This is a genomic window from Acidovorax sp. Root70 (genome assembly GCF_001428225.1).
GTDB lineage: Bacteria > Pseudomonadota > Gammaproteobacteria > Burkholderiales > Burkholderiaceae_C > Acidovorax.
The window spans coordinates 60,820-75,685 of the sequence record NZ_LMHQ01000030.1; the positions used below are offsets into that span (position 1 = coordinate 60,820).

Genomic DNA, 14,866 nt, shown 5'->3' on the forward strand with positions numbered 1-14,866 from the left:
GTGCAAAACATTGATGCTATGGTGCTTTTTACATATTTTCACGCGCCGGGGCGGGACCAGACCATGAGAACAAAAGCACCGCTCGTCCGAGCCGCAAAAAATCCTAATCAGTTGTTGGCAAACATGCATCGTTGGAAATTTTCTGTCCTGGCGGCGGCTGCCGTGGCTTGCGCTGGCTTCTACACCAGCGACGCGTCTGCGCTGGCATTGGGCCGCATCACCGTGCAGTCTGCCCTGGGCGAGCCCCTGCGCGCTGAAATCGACCTGCCACAGATCACTCCCGCCGAAGCCGACTCGCTGCGTGCCACGATGGCAACGCCTGAGGTCTTCCGTGCCCAGGGCATGGAATACACACAGACCATGAACAACCTGCAGATCCAGCTGCAGCGCCGTGCCGACGGCACCGCCGTGTTGCGCCTGTCGAGCGACCGGCCTGTGAACGAGCCCTTCCTGGATCTGGTACTGGACGCCAACTGGGGCTCCGGCCGTATCGTTCGCAGTTACACCATGCTGTTTGACCCTCCAAGCATGCGCCGTGCCGCGCCTGCCGTCACAGCTGCCCCCCAGATTTCGGCCCCCACCGCGCCCCAGGTACCTGCAGCGCGCTCCGCAGCAGCGACCCGCGCTACCGAGCCAGCGGCCGCACCAGCCACGCCCCGCGCTGCAGCAGCACCACGCCCGGCACCGGCAGATGGCGTTGCAGTGCAAGCGGGTGATACCGCAGGCCGGATTGCGAACGCATACAAACCTGCAGGCGTCTCGCTCGACCAGATGCTGGTGGCGATGATGCGCACTAACCCGGACGCCTTCATCCAGGGCAACGTCAACCGCCTGAAGGCGGGTGCTGTGCTGCAGATGCCCGATCAGGCCACGGCCCAGTCCACGACGGCCCCGGAGGCGCGTCAGATTCTGACTGCGCAGGCCCGCGACTTCAACGACTTCCGCCGCAAGCTTGCCGGTGCAGCCCCTTCGACCGAGGTGGCTGCGGCCCAGCGATCCGCCTCCGGCACCGTCCAGACACGCGTCGAAGACAAAAAGCCCGCGACGGCGGCACCCGACAAACTCACCCTGTCCAAGGGCTCGGTCAAGGGCCAAAAGGCGGCTGAAGAACAAGTCGCCAAGGACAAACAGGCCAATGAATCCGCCACCCGGATGGCGGAGTTGTCCAAGAACATCACCGATCTGAACAAGCTGAGCGCGGCATCTGCAGCCGCCGGCAGCAGCCCTGCGCCAGCCGCAGCCGGTGCGGCCAGCACTCCTGCAGGGGTGGCCGTGCAGGCCCCAGCCGTTCCCGCAACGCCGACCGCACCACCGGCTCCCGAAACCCCGGCATCTGCCCCCACAGCGGCGGCCAGCACCCCGGCAGATACCGCAGTGGCAGCGGAAGCGGCGGCCTCGGCGCCCGCCGCAGAGGCATCTGCACCAGCACCGGCCCCCAAGCCAGCACCGGCTCCCAAATCTGCTCCCGCTCCCGTGGAAGAGCCAGGCTTCCTGTCCACCCTCATGGACGACCCGCTGCTGCCCATCGGTGGCGGCATTCTGGTAGCTGGTCTGCTCGGTTTTGGCGCATACCGCCTGGTGCAGCGCCGTCGCCAGAACGGCGGGGTGGACAGTTCCTTCCTCGAAAGCCGCATTCAGCCCGACTCCTTCTTTGGTGCCAGCGGCGGCCAGCGCGTGGATACCGCCAACAGCGACATGACCACGGGTTCGTCCATGGCCTATTCGCCCAGCCAGCTGGACGCAGGCGGCGACGTAGATCCTGTGGCTGAAGCAGACGTCTACCTGGCCTATGGCCGCGACCTCCAGGCCGAAGAAATCCTGAAAGAAGCCGTACGCCACAATCCCGGCCGCGTCTCCGTACACGTCAAGCTGGGTGAAATTTACGCCAAGCGCCAAGACCGCAAAGCCCTGGAGGCCGTTGCGGGTGAAGTGTTCAAGTTGACCCAGGGCGAAGGGCCTGACTGGAACCGCATTGCCGAACTTGGGCGCGATCTGGAGCCAGAAAACCGCCTGTACCAGCCAGGCGGCCGCCCTGGCATGGGCGAGGACGAATCCCCCTCCGTGCCACCGGGTGGATTCCCCAGCACCTTCTCCGGCGCAGGAGCCTCTGCAGCCGCCCTGCCGCCAGACCTGGATCTGGACTTGGATCTGGACCTTCCCGATGACGCGCTGACGGACGCTCCCCCCGCACCAGCCGGTGGCTTTGCCGCTGCAGCGGCCGCCGCCGCAGCCAATAGCCACAGCAAGGCCAACGAGCCCCAGACGCTGCACCCCGAATTCGACCTGCCCAGCCTTCCCGACGAGCCCACAGCCGCCTGGAGCAGCCAGGACATCGCTCCCAGCCCTGCGATGGCACCGCCGCCGGTTGCCAACCTGGACTTCCCCAGCAGCGACGATCTGACCATGGCGCCCTCGGGCCCCATGCCGCTGAGCGGTGAGCCCCAAGATTCCGGCCCGATGGAGTTTGACCTGGGCGACCTGTCGCTGGACCTGAACGCTCCCTCCAAGCCCATGGCGGCTCCTGCCGCCAAAACCCCGGCCCCTGCACCAGAATTCACCGACGATGGCTCGGCAGCAGCGCAGGACGACCCACTAGCCACCAAGCTTGCGCTGGCCGAAGAGTTCAACGCCATTGGAGATACCGATGGAGCCCGCACGCTGATTGAAGAGGTTGTGGCGGAGTCCAGCGGAGCCCTCAAGACCCGCGCCCAGCGCATGCTGGCCGAACTGGGCTGATGCCGCCCAGTTCTGGCGCTGATCCAGCCTCCAGCACTTCTCCAGGCCACCCCATGACCCGGGTGGCGCTGGGTGTCAGCTACAACGGCCAAGCGTACAGTGGCTGGCAAAGTCAGCTGTCTGGCAACACCGTACAGGACAAACTCGAAGCGGCCCTGGGCCGCTTTGCTACGCATCCTGTCAGCACGCTGTGCGCAGGCCGTACCGATGCCGGGGTACACGGACTGATGCAGGTGGTCCACTTTGACACCCCGCTCAATCGCCCCGCCGCGTCCTGGGTCCGAGGCACCAATACCTTCTTGCCACCCGACATTGCGGTCCAGTGGGCGCAGGCCGTACCCGACCACTTTCACGCCCGCGCCAGTGCCGTGGCGCGGCGCTACGCCTATGTGCTGTTGCAGTCGCCGGTACGGCCCAGCGTAGATGCCGGGCGGGTGGGCTGGGTGTTTCACCCGCTGGACCACGATGCCATGCGGCAGGCGGCCGATTGCCTGCTGGGCGAGCACGACTTCACCTCGTTTCGCGCGTCTGCCTGCCAGGCCAAGACCCCCGTCAAGACCTTGCACCGCATCGACATCGTGCGACGGGGCGCGACCGCCCCGCATCCGGAGCTGGGCTGGAGCCCCTGTTACTGGCGATTCGAATTCGAAGCCAACGCCTTCTTGCACCACATGATCCGCAACATCATGGGCTGCCTGATCGCCATCGGTCAGGGCACGCAGCCTCCTGAGTGGATGGCCCAGGTGCTCGCCGCCCGGTCGCGCAAGGTGGCGGCACCGACGTTCTCACCGGACGGGCTGTATTTTCAAGGGCCCGTCTACGACGCCGCCTGGGGGCTGCCCCAGCGCACGGCTGCGTATGATTGGCTTCCATGAACCAGGCCACCGCTCCGACCGCCACCACCGCTTCCAGCCAACACCTCCACGCCCCTTTGCAGGCGTCCGCCAACGTTCGCACCCGCATCAAGATCTGCGGGCTGACCCGCGAGGAAGACGTGGATGCAGCCGTGGCCGCAGGCGCCGATGCGGTCGGCTTTGTGCTCTACGCCCCCAGTCCACGCGCGGTCACCCCCCAGCGGGCCGCACAGTTGGCCCGTCGCCTGCCGCCGTTTGTCACGCCCGTGCTGCTGTTCGTGAACGAGCTCACTCCTAATGTGATAGCAGCCAGCACAATGATTGCCGGCGCTACCGTGCAATTTCATGGTGATGAGACCCCCCAGGACTGCCTCGCCGCCACCGGCCAAGGCGCGCGCCCCTACCTGCGCGCCGCCCGAATTCCCCTCGGTGACGGAGCGGCACAGTTTGACCTCGTAAAATACGCACACAATTACTCTCACGCCCAGGCCATCCTGCTCGACGCCCATGTCGAAGGTTTTGGCGGCGGCGGCAAGGCATTCCATTGGTCACTCCTTCCACCAAGCGTCAGCTCTCACCTCGTTTTGTCTGGTGGACTCACGCCTGCAAACGTGACCGATGGCATTTTGCAAGTCCGCCCGCGAGGCTACTCGCTGGCGGTTGATGTCAGCTCCGGCGTCGAAGCCGATGGCCCTGATGGCAAGCCCATCAAAGGCATTAAGGACGCCGTGAAGATTCAACGTTTCGTTGCCGCCGTGCGTGCGGCCGATGCCCAACTTGCAAAGAATCCCCATGAATTCCTATCAGCAACCTGATGCCTCCGGCCATTTCGGTCCGTATGGCGGCAGCTTCGTCAGCGAAACCCTGACCCACGCCATCCAGGAACTGCGCGAGGCTTACGCGCGCTACCAGAATGACCCTGAGTTTTTGGCCGAATTCCATTACGAACTCAAGCACTTCGTCGGCCGCCCCTCCCCCGTCTACCACGCAGCGCGCACCAGCCGCGAAATGGGCGGCGCGCAGATCTACCTCAAGCGCGAAGACCTGAACCACACGGGCGCGCACAAGATCAATAACGTGATCGGCCAGGCCATGCTGGCCAAGCGCATGGGCAAGCCCCGTGTGATTGCCGAGACCGGCGCCGGCCAGCACGGCGTGGCCACCGCCACCATCTGCGCGCGCTACGGCCTGGAATGCGTGGTGTACATGGGTGCCGAAGACGTGAAGCGCCAAAGTCCCAACGTGTACCGCATGAAACTACTGGGCGCCACCGTGGTGCCCGTGGAGTCCGGCAGCAAGACCCTGAAAGACGCCCTGAACGACGCCATGCGCGACTGGGTGGCGAATGTGGACAACACCTTCTACATCATCGGCACGGTGGCGGGCCCGCACCCCTACCCCATGATGGTGCGCGACTTCCAGAGCGTGATCGGTAAGGAATGCATCGAGCAGATGCCTGCCATGCTGGCCGAGCAAAAGGTGCTGGGCAATCAGCCTGACGCCGTGATCGCCTGCGTGGGCGGTGGCAGCAACGCCATGGGCATCTTCCACCCCTACATCCCGTTCGAGAAAACGCGCCTCATCGGCGTCGAAGCCGCAGGCGAAGGCCTGGAGTCGGGCAAGCACTCGGCATCGCTGCAAAAAGGCAGCGCGGGCGTGCTGCATGGCAACCGCACCTTCATCCTGCAGGATGACAACGGCCAGATCACCGAAACCCACAGCATCAGCGCGGGCCTGGACTATCCCGGGGTGGGCCCGGAGCACGCCTGGTTGCAGGAGATCGGCCGCGCGGAATACGTCGGCATCACCGACCAGGAGGCGCTGGAAGCCTTCCACTACCTGTGTCGCACCGAGGGCATCATCCCCGCACTCGAATCCAGCCATGCCATGGCCTACGCCATGAAGCTGGCCAAAACCATGCGCCCAGACCAGTCGATCCTGGTCAACCTCTCGGGCCGGGGCGACAAGGACATCGGCACCGTGGCCGATCTGAGCGGCGCCGACTTTTACTGCCGACCCAGCTGCCAGGGGCAGTCTGTCAAGGGCGGCGAGCAACCCATCAAGGTGGTGAAATAAATGAGCCGTATCGCATCCACCTTCTCTGCCCTGCAGGCGCAGGGCCGTAAGGCGCTGATTCCTTATGTGACCGCCGGTTTCCCGTTCGCTGACATCACCCCCGCGCTCATGCATGGCATGGTCGAGGCCGGTGCCGACGTGATTGAGCTGGGCGTGCCATTTTCCGACCCCATGGCCGATGGCCCGGTGATCCAGAAAGCGGGCGAAAAGGCCCTCAGCCTGGGCATTGGCATGGTTCAAGTGCTGGACCATGTGCGCGAGTTCCGCAAGCGCAACAACACCACGCCCGTGGTGCTGATGGGCTATGCCAACCCCGTGGAACGCTACGACCAGAAGCACGGTGACGCCGCGTTTGTGCGCGACTCCGCGGCAGCGGGCGTGGACGGCGTGCTCATCGTGGACTATCCGCCCGAAGAATGCGAAGCCTTTGCTGCTAGCCTGCGCGCGCATGACATGGACCTGATCTTCCTGCTGGCTCCCACCAGCACGGACGAGCGCATGGCCCAGGTAGCGCGTGTGGCCAGCGGCTATGTGTACTACGTGTCGCTCAAGGGCGTGACCGGCTCAGGCGCGCTGGACACGGCGGCCGTGGAGCAGATGCTGCCCCGCATCCGACAGCATGTGACCATTCCCGTGGGTGTGGGCTTCGGCATCCGCGACGCAGCCACCGCCCAGGCCATCGGCAAGGTGGCCGACGCCGTGGTCATCGGCAGCCGCATCATCCAGTTGATTGAAGACCAGGAGCACGCCAAGGTGGTGCCCCTGACCATCGACTTCCTGCGCGGCATCCGCAAGGCCCTGGACGCCTAGTCGCATAATGCAGCCCGGCGCATCCTGCGGGGTGCGCCGACAGATTCACACCCGGCCTGCCCCGCAAGTGCCCACGGGCTTTGCAACAGGTCGCGCCAATGAAGAGGAGAACACCATGTCCTGGCTCGAGAAACTTCTGCCCGCCAAAATCCAGCAAACCGACCCCACCGAGCGCCGCCAGGTGCCCGAAGGCCTGTGGATCAAGTGCCCGAGCTGCGAAACGGTGCTCTACAAGGCCGATCTGGAACAGAACCAGAACGTCTGCCCCCACTGCAGCCACCACCACCGCATCGGCGCCCGTGCGCGCCTGGATGCGTTTCTGGACGCCGAAGGCCGCTATGAAATCGGCCAGGAAGTGCTGCCCGTGGACGCCCTCAAGTTCAAGGACAGCCGCAAGTACCCCGAGCGCCTGAAGGAAGCCCTGGAGAACACCGGCGAGACCGACGCCCTCATCGTGATGGGCGGTGCCGTCAAGAGCATCAACGTGGTCGCCGCCTGCTTCGAGTTCGACTTCATGGGCGGCTCCATGGGGTCCGTGGTGGGCGAGCGCTTCGTGCGCGGCGTGGAAACCGCCATCGAGCAAAAAGTACCCTTCATCTGCTTCACCGCCACCGGCGGCGCGCGCATGCAAGAAGGCCTGCTGTCGCTCATGCAGATGGCCAAGACCAACGCGGCCCTCACCCGCCTGGCCAAGAAGGGCCTGCCCTACATCAGCGTGCTGACCGACCCGACCATGGGCGGCGTGAGCGCTGGCTTTGCCTTTGTGGGCGACATCGTGATTGCCGAGCCCAAGGCCCTGATTGGCTTTGCCGGCCCCCGAGTGATCGAATCCACCGTGCGTGTGACCCTGCCCGAGGGCTTTCAGCGCGCCGAATTCCTGCAGACCAAGGGCGCCGTGGACTTCATCTGCGACCGCCGTGAACTGCGCAACACCGTGGCCAGCAGCTTGGCCATGCTGCAGCGACTGCCCGCCGATGCGGTGATGTGAACAACACCCAGTCCTCGCGAGGGGACTGGGTCGGGCCTACCATCCGCCCGCCAATGCTATATTTTCAATAGCAAACAAGACATGCACGACTAGCACATCAGGCCTTTTGGTGCTTCAACGCATCACACTGGCCTGCAAATGGCCCAAAACGATCATCGCGACCTGCAGCACCACCAGCGCCACCAAGGGTGACAGATCAAAGCCACCCATCAGCGGAATCACCCGGCGAAATGGTCGCAACACTGGCTCGCACAAGCGCGCAATCACATCGGCCAGGGGCGAACGACCGCCTTGTATCCAGGACAGGACCGCATAGACGATCAACAGGCCGATCAGCCCCGAGACCGCCACGCGCAGCAGCCCGAACAAGGCCAGCCAGGGTAACCATGCCCACGCCGAGCCAGCTCCCAGCAGCAACGTCAACAACGCGTACTGCACCAGCTGGACCAGCATCGCTGCCACCAGGCTGGACACATCCCAACGCCCCACGGGAGGTATCACCCGGCGCAGCGGCATGATCAACCAGTCGGTCAACGCAAACACCAACCCACCGACGGGGTTGGAAAACGGCACCCGTTGCCACTGCATGTACAGCCGCAAGAGGCAGGCCCCGGTCAGCAAGCCGCCAACAACATCAAGCAGGAAAGAGGCGATCTGATAGAGCATGGATGAGACAAAAGCAGTGGGGCGCAGCAAAAGCCGACAGTGTCATGGGATGATAGCGGGCGAAGGCATTCACGCGTCCATGACCCCACCCCTTACCTTGTCGTCTCTGCCGCTTTTCCCCCTGGGCTCCGTTCTGTTCCCTGACGGAGTGCTGGCACTGCGGGTATTTGAGGTGCGTTACCTGGACATGGTGCGCAAGTGCCACCAGGCTGGAGCCCCCTTCGGCGTGGTCGCCCTCACGCACGGCCAGGAAGTGCGCCAGGCCGGCGCTCCGGAGGAACGTTTCAATGACGTCGGCACCCTGGCCGTGATCGAGCAGATCGACACCCCCCAGCCTGGTCTGATCACGCTGTTGTGCCGAGGCAGCCAGCGCTTCCGTATCACCCAGCGCCACTACCTGCCACACGGCCTGTGGATTGCCGATGTAGGCCACATCGAAAAAGATCTGCCGATACCGGTTCCTGACGATCTCAAGAAGGCATCCACCGCTTTGGCGCAGGTTTTGCACACACTGCAATTGCGCGACCCGGACATGCCCCACCTGCTGACCCCCACTGCGGCGCAACTGGATGATTGCGGCTGGGTGGCGAACCGATGGTGCGAACTACTGCCTGTGCCGCTGGAGCTGAAACAACGGCTGATGGAGCTGGACAATCCGCTGGTGCGCTTGGAGTTGGTGGGGGATGTGTTGGAGCGGACAGGGATAGCGCCCCAGTAAATCGATGAACCCAGGCCCGTATCTGCTGAGTCATATTCTTGAGTGGCCACGCCCAGCCAAGCGGCTGTTTGTAGCTGCAATGGACGCGGTCATGGGCGTGTTTGCCATGTGGCTTGCCTTCAGTTTGCGGCTTGACACATTGCATTGGCCCGAGGGACTACAGTGGATTGCGTACGCCCTGGCACCCGCCCTGGCGTTCCCCGTTCTTGTGAATCAAGGACTCTACCGCGCAATCTTTCGGTACACCGGGATCACCGCACTCATTACCACGGGCAGAGCGGTGGCCATCTACGGCGCAATGCTGCTGGCCATCCTCTTGAACGTGCAGTGGGAAGGTGTTCCACGTAGCGTAGGTATCCTACAGCCACTCATCTTCTTGCTATTGGTCGGCGCCAGCCGCGCGCTTGGCTGGCTTTGGCTCAAGGGAAGACCAGGCAAAGCGTCCAGCAGCTTACTGATCTATGGCGCAGGGAGTGCAGGAGCCCAAACTGCAGCGGGGCTTGGTGGCGTACACCAATACCAACTCCAGGGCTTCGTCGACGACGACCCTGCTAAGGCCGGGCGCAGTATCAACGGCACCCGGGTATACGCACCGAAAGAGCTACCGACAATCGTTGATCGATTCGGTATCACCGACGTATTGTTGGCGTTGCCCAGTGCTTCTCGCCAACGCCGCCGCGAAATCATCCAAAGCCTGCGCGATTTGCCTGTGCGGATACGTACGCTGCCAGGCCTGACAGACCTCGCCAGCGGAAAAGTCACCGTCACAGACTTTCAAGACTTGGATATTGAAGACCTGCTGGGCCGTGAACCTGTGGCAGCCAACCCCGAGCTGTTGAGCCGCAACCTAAAAGATAAAGTGATTCTGGTCACTGGAGCCGGGGGAAGCATAGGAAGTGAACTATGCCGCCAGATCATCCACGAAGGTCCATCTCACCTACTGCTGGTGGACCACAGCGAACACGCGCTGTACCTCATCCACCAGGAACTTCAGACGTTGCGCGACCAGGGTCAACTTCGGTGTGAACTACTGCCGCTGCTGGCAAGTGTGGTGGATTCCGTCCGCATGGCCGACATCTGCCGGCTACACCGCCCTTACGCCATCTATCACGCAGCTGCGTACAAGCATGTACCCATGGTCGAGATCAACGCAGGCGCGGGCGTTCTGAACAATATTTTTGGCACGCTCAACATGGTCCAGATGGCTCTGGAGAGCGGCACACTTCACTTCGTACTCGTCTCCACCGACAAAGCTGTTCGCCCCACCAACGTCATGGGAGCAAGCAAGCGTGTTGCTGAGTTGGTTCTGCAGGCTATTGCGGCTAGCCGTCAACCGCCCTTTGAGGAAGAGCACCTGAGCAACGGACAGTGGCAATGTCCCACCTGCTTTTCCATGGTTCGGTTCGGGAACGTGCTGGGTTCGAGCGGCAGCGTGATTCCATTGTTCCGACGCCAAATCGCAGCGGGTGGCCCCGTCACGGTCACGCACCCAGATGTCACACGCTATTTCATGACCATCCCAGAGGCCGCCCAGCTTGTCCTACAGGCCGGCGCCATGGCCGAAAGCGGCGACCTGTTTCTGCTCGATATGGGCGAGCCGATCCGCATCCTGGAGCTGGCTCGGCGTATGGTTGCACTATCAGGCCTGACCGTACGCGACGCGCAACACCCAGACGCAGACATCGCCGTCGAATTCACCGGCCTACGCCCCGGCGAAAAGCTCTACGAAGAATTACTCATCGGCGACAACCCCTTGCCCACCGCACACCCGCGCATCCTGCGGGCGAGGGAAGAGCACCGTACCTGGCCTGATTTACGTGCGCTCCTACAGCCTCTGTACCAGGCAGCGCAAAGTGGCGATGAAGCAACCTTGAAACAATTGTTAAATCAAATCGTGCCCGGCTATCGGTCAGAAACAATAATCAGCCCATGATGCACCAGCCCAACATTCCCCAAAAAATTGCAGTCATTGGCCTGGGCTACGTAGGCCTTCCACTGGCCGTGGAATTTGGGAAAGTGCTCCCTGTCATCGGCTACGACATACTGCCGCAACGCATCCATGAACTTCAGTCCGGGCATGACCGCACGCGTGAAACATCGGTCGAGCAGTTGCAGGCAGCCAGACTGTTGCAATACAGCGCCAACCCGGCGGACCTGCACGATTGCAATGTATTCATTGTCACCGTGCCCACCCCCGTGGATTCGGCCAACCGTCCGGACCTGTCGCTGCTCATCAAAGCAAGCCAGACCGTTGGCGGCGCCATGAGCAAGAATGTCCTGGTGATCTATGAATCCACGGTATATCCAGGCGTCACCGAAGAGGTCTGCGTGCCGGTACTAGAACAGTCGTCCGGACTCCGGTTCAACCAAGACTTCTTTTGCGGTTACAGTCCCGAGCGCGTTAACCCCGGCGACAAGATAAACACCCTCACACGCATTCGGAAGATCACGAGCGGCAGCACGCCGGGAGCTGCAGACGCCATTGATGAACTCTACGGCCGCATCATCACAGCGGGCACCTACAAAGCACCCAGCATCAAGGTAGCAGAGGCGGCCAAAGTCATCGAGAACACACAGCGCGACCTGAACATCGCGCTGATGAACGAGCTTTCTGTGCTTTTCGACCGACTGAATATTGACACGCTGGATGTTCTAGAAGCCGCTGGCAGCAAATGGAACTTTGTTCCCTTCCGCCCTGGTCTAGTCGGCGGCCACTGCATCGGGGTTGACCCGTACTACCTGACCTATAAAGCCGAGCAAGTGGGCTACCACCCGCAAATCATTCTGGCAGGACGCCGCATCAACGACACCATGGCGGGGTACGCTGCGCGCAATACCATCAAGATGATGCTGCGCGCGGGCATGGATGCGCCGCGCTGCAAAGTAGGAGTGCTCGGCATCACCTTCAAAGAGAACTGCCCCGACATCCGCAATAGCAAGGTCGTCGATCTGGTGCACGAGTTGCAGGCCTGGGGCATAGAAGTTGTTGTGGCCGATCCGGTAGCCAGCGCAGACGAAGTGCGTCATGAATACAACCTGAACCTCGGCATTGTGGACGAAACCCACCCCGTGGATGCACTGGTGGTAGCTGTTGGACACAATAGTTATCGCACCTTGAGCGCCGTACAACTGCGCTCCTACTGCCGCCATCCCAGCCCGGTTCTGACGGACATCAAGTCACTGTATGACCGAGACGAGCTGAGTCAAGCGGGATTCACCGTATACCGACTTTGAACCCATGAAAAACTTTGCACTGATCGGTGCCGCTGGCTACATAGCCCCGCGCCACATGCGCGCCATCAAAGACACCGGCAATCGCTTAGCCGCCGCTTACGACGTGAACGACTCCGTGGGCATCATCGACAGCTTGGCGCCGGACGCCGATTTTTTCACCGACTTCGAGTGCTTTTACGAGCATGCACACACGCTGAGGCGCAACCCTGATCGGGCGCTGAACTACGTGGCTGTGTGCTCCCCCAACCATCTGCACCACGCGCACATCGCGGCAGGATTGCGCCTGGGCGGTGACGTGATTTGCGAGAAGCCCTTGGTACCCACGCCCTCAATGGTGGATGAGCTCGCTCGGGTGGAACAAGAAACCGGTCAACGTGTATTCAACATATTGCAACTGCGCCACCACGAAGCGATTGTCCGGCTACGCGACAAGGTGGCTGCAGCCCCACAAGACACCAAGTTTGATGTCGATCTGACCTACATCACCTCGCGCGGCAAGTGGTATGCCGCCAGCTGGAAGGGTGACCCCCGCAAATCGTTTGGCGTTGCCACCAACATCGGCGTCCATTTTTTCGACATGCTGCACTTCATTTTTGGTGCGCTGCAGCACAATGAAGTCCATTACAACGGCGAAACCAAGGCTGGCGGGTATCTCGAATACCAGCGCGCACGGGTTCGGTGGTTTCTTTCCATTGATGCCCACGACCTGCCCGATGCAGTCAAAGGCAAAAAGACAACCTACCGTAACATTGACATCCGCGGAGAGCCTCTCGAGTTCTCTGACGGCTTTACCGACCTGCACACCATAAGTTATGCCGAAATTCTGGCGGGCCGGGGTTATGGACTCGAAGATGCGCGCCATTGTATTGAAACTGTGCACGCCATTCGCACAGCCATGCCGCACATCAGCACGCTGCGCGAAATGCACCCGTTTGTGTCGCGGTTGAAATGAGAACCACCATCCATCACAGCGCCGTCGTGGACGAAGGTGCAGCCATTGGCGAAGGGTCGCGAATCTGGCACTGGGTTCACGTGTGCAGCGGTGCACGCATTGGCAAAAGCGTTACGCTAGGCCAGAACGTCTTTGTGGGCAACCGGGTTGCGATTGGCGACCACTGCAAGATACAAAACAACGTCAGCGTTTACGACAACGTCACGCTCGAAGACGGTGTTTTTTGCGGTCCAAGCATGGTATTTACCAACGTCCACAACCCGCGCGCATTCATCGAACGGAAGAACGAGTTCCGCAACACATTGGTCAAAAAAGGCGCCACCTTGGGTGCCAACTGCACCATTGTGTGCGGCACCACTATTGGCGAATACGCCTTTGTAGGGGCTGGCGCAGTGGTCAACAAGGACGTACGCGCCTATGCCTTGGTGGTGGGAGTGCCCGCACGACACGTAGGCTGGATGAGTGAATATGGCGAGCAACTCGCGCTCCCCCTGCAAGGCCACGGTGAAGCCACCTGCCCCCACACTGGGGCCCGCTATATGCTTAAAGACCAAACGGTTACCAAGCTGCCGACGTCACGCCATGATTGACTTCATCGACCTCAAGGCCCAGCAGGCACGTATCAAAAGTCAGATCGACTCCGCGATTACCCGTGTGTTGGCACACGGGCAGTACATCCTAGGCCCTGAGGTCGCCGAGTTGGAAGAAAGGTTAGCCGCCTACACTGGCGCCAAACACTGCATCACTGTGGCCAATGGCACTGACGCACTGCAGATCGCGCAAATGGCCCTGGGCATAGGCCCGGGCGATGAAGTCATAACACCCGGTTTTACCTACATTGCGACAGCAGAAACAGTGGCATTGCTGCGCGCCAAACCCATATATGTGGACATTGACCCGCGTACCTACAACTTGAATCCAGCCCTGCTGGAGGCCGCAATCACACCACGTACCAAAGCCATCATCCCCGTCAGTCTTTACGGCCAGTGTGCAGACTACGACGCCATTAACGCTGTCGCCCAAAAACACGGCATTACCGTCATCGAAGACGCGGCTCAAAGCTTTGGCGCCACTTACAAAGGCCGCAAAAGTTGTAACTTGACTTCAATCGCCTGTACCAGCTTCTTCCCCAGCAAACCCCTGGGCTGCTACGGGGACGGCGGAGCTATTTTCACTAATGACGATGAACTGGCCAAGGTGATGCGCCAGATCGCCCGCCATGGCCAGGACCGCCGTTACCACCACATCCGCGTGGGCGTCAATAGCCGACTGGACACGCTGCAGGCCGCCATTCTGCTGCCCAAGCTAGGTATCCTGGACGAAGAAATTGCAGCCCGCCAACAAGCGGCCAAACATTACACCGCGCTATTACGCCCTCGCCTACTTCAAGGAGAGGGCGGAAGTGATGGCCCTCTCGCTATCACCGCGCCTCATATCGAACCCCACAATACCAGTGCCTGGGCACAATACACCGTGCAAGTGCCCCACCGCGAACAAGTGAAAGACCAACTGAAGCTAGTTGGCATCCCCACCGCGGTGCATTATCCACTCCCTTTGAATCAACAACCTGCCGTAGCTGATACCCGCGCCATTTTACCCGTGGGCGATGCGGTAGCACAAAGTGTGCTGGGTTTGCCTATGCACCCGTATTTGGATGTAAATATTATTCATCGCGTCGCACAAGCCACTATCGAGGCTGCTTTTGGAAAATATTATTTTTAGCCCCTTTGGGGGAAAGACGATAATTAAAAATCGATCTAAAAACAGTACCTCATCGCAGAGACGAGAGTTCAGTTTAATCTTCTCATTTGCCCCGCGCTCTGATAAAGGCT

13 protein-coding genes are annotated in these 14,866 nt (G+C 61.4%); 12 read left to right on the forward strand and 1 reads right to left on the reverse strand.

Features of this window, described 5'->3' with window-relative positions; all coding sequences use genetic code 11:
* The first annotated feature begins 123 nt into the window (after positions 1–123).
* The 6 genes from ASD94_RS18720 (at position 124) to accD (ending at position 7,464) form a co-directional block, all read left to right on the forward strand.
* A complete protein-coding gene (locus tag ASD94_RS18720) occupies positions 124–2,736 on the forward strand; it encodes a FimV/HubP family polar landmark protein (protein WP_056646154.1) in 2,613 nt (870 codons plus the stop codon).
* A gap of 53 nt (positions 2,737–2,789) precedes the next feature.
* On the forward strand, positions 2,790–3,611 hold the full coding sequence (truA, locus tag ASD94_RS18725; protein WP_056646157.1) for a tRNA pseudouridine(38-40) synthase TruA: 822 nt from the start codon (positions 2,790–2,792) through the stop codon (positions 3,609–3,611).
* A complete protein-coding gene (locus ASD94_RS18730) occupies positions 3,608–4,405 on the forward strand; it encodes a phosphoribosylanthranilate isomerase (protein WP_235510709.1) in 798 nt (265 codons plus the stop codon). The genes truA and ASD94_RS18730 overlap by 4 nt, the downstream gene beginning before the upstream one ends.
* A complete protein-coding gene (trpB, locus tag ASD94_RS18735; RefSeq protein WP_056646160.1) occupies positions 4,383–5,666 on the forward strand; it encodes a tryptophan synthase subunit beta in 1,284 nt (427 codons plus the stop codon). Before ASD94_RS18730 ends, trpB begins: the two co-directional genes overlap by 23 nt.
* Positions 5,667–6,476, forward strand: a complete 810-nt coding sequence (gene trpA / locus ASD94_RS18740) for a tryptophan synthase subunit alpha (protein ID WP_056646164.1) — start codon at positions 5,667–5,669, stop codon at positions 6,474–6,476.
* A 115-nt stretch (positions 6,477–6,591) separates the two neighbouring features.
* Positions 6,592–7,464 carry an acetyl-CoA carboxylase, carboxyltransferase subunit beta gene (gene accD, locus ASD94_RS18745; RefSeq protein ID WP_056646167.1) on the forward strand — a complete coding sequence of 291 codons (873 nt, stop codon included), beginning with the start codon at positions 6,592–6,594 and terminating at the stop codon, positions 7,462–7,464.
* 114 nt (positions 7,465–7,578) lie between these two features.
* On the opposite strand, the gene ASD94_RS18750 is transcribed toward accD, so the two are convergent.
* Positions 7,579–8,130 carry a YggT family protein gene (locus ASD94_RS18750; protein WP_056646596.1) on the reverse strand — a complete coding sequence of 184 codons (552 nt, stop codon included), beginning with the start codon at positions 8,128–8,130 and terminating at the stop codon, positions 7,579–7,581.
* Between the two features lie 79 nt (positions 8,131–8,209).
* Between ASD94_RS18750 and ASD94_RS18755 the strand changes: the two genes are divergently transcribed.
* The 6 genes from ASD94_RS18755 to ASD94_RS18780 are packed head-to-tail and all read left to right on the forward strand — an operon-like array spanning position 8,210 to position 14,756.
* On the forward strand, positions 8,210–8,848 hold the full coding sequence (locus tag ASD94_RS18755) for an LON peptidase substrate-binding domain-containing protein (protein WP_056646597.1): 639 nt from the start codon (positions 8,210–8,212) through the stop codon (positions 8,846–8,848).
* A 22-nt stretch (positions 8,849–8,870) separates the two neighbouring features.
* Positions 8,871–10,781: a nucleoside-diphosphate sugar epimerase/dehydratase gene (locus ASD94_RS18760; RefSeq protein WP_056646598.1), complete on the forward strand. Its 1,911-nt coding sequence runs from the start codon at positions 8,871–8,873 to the stop codon at positions 10,779–10,781.
* Positions 10,778–12,082, forward strand: coding sequence for a nucleotide sugar dehydrogenase (locus ASD94_RS18765; protein ID WP_369818077.1), 1,305 nt, complete (start codon positions 10,778–10,780; stop codon positions 12,080–12,082). Before ASD94_RS18760 ends, ASD94_RS18765 begins: the two co-directional genes overlap by 4 nt.
* Before the next feature lie 4 nt (positions 12,083–12,086).
* Complete coding sequence (locus ASD94_RS18770; RefSeq protein ID WP_056646173.1) at positions 12,087–13,034, forward strand: Gfo/Idh/MocA family protein; 948 nt, start codon at positions 12,087–12,089, stop codon at positions 13,032–13,034.
* Positions 13,031–13,624 carry an acyltransferase gene (locus tag ASD94_RS18775; RefSeq protein WP_056646176.1) on the forward strand — a complete coding sequence of 198 codons (594 nt, stop codon included), beginning with the start codon at positions 13,031–13,033 and terminating at the stop codon, positions 13,622–13,624. Before ASD94_RS18770 ends, ASD94_RS18775 begins: the two co-directional genes overlap by 4 nt.
* Entirely contained in the window at positions 13,617–14,756 is a 1,140-nt protein-coding gene (locus ASD94_RS18780) for a DegT/DnrJ/EryC1/StrS aminotransferase family protein (protein ID WP_056646179.1), read from the forward strand. Before ASD94_RS18775 ends, ASD94_RS18780 begins: the two co-directional genes overlap by 8 nt.
* Positions 14,757–14,866 lie beyond the last annotated feature (110 nt).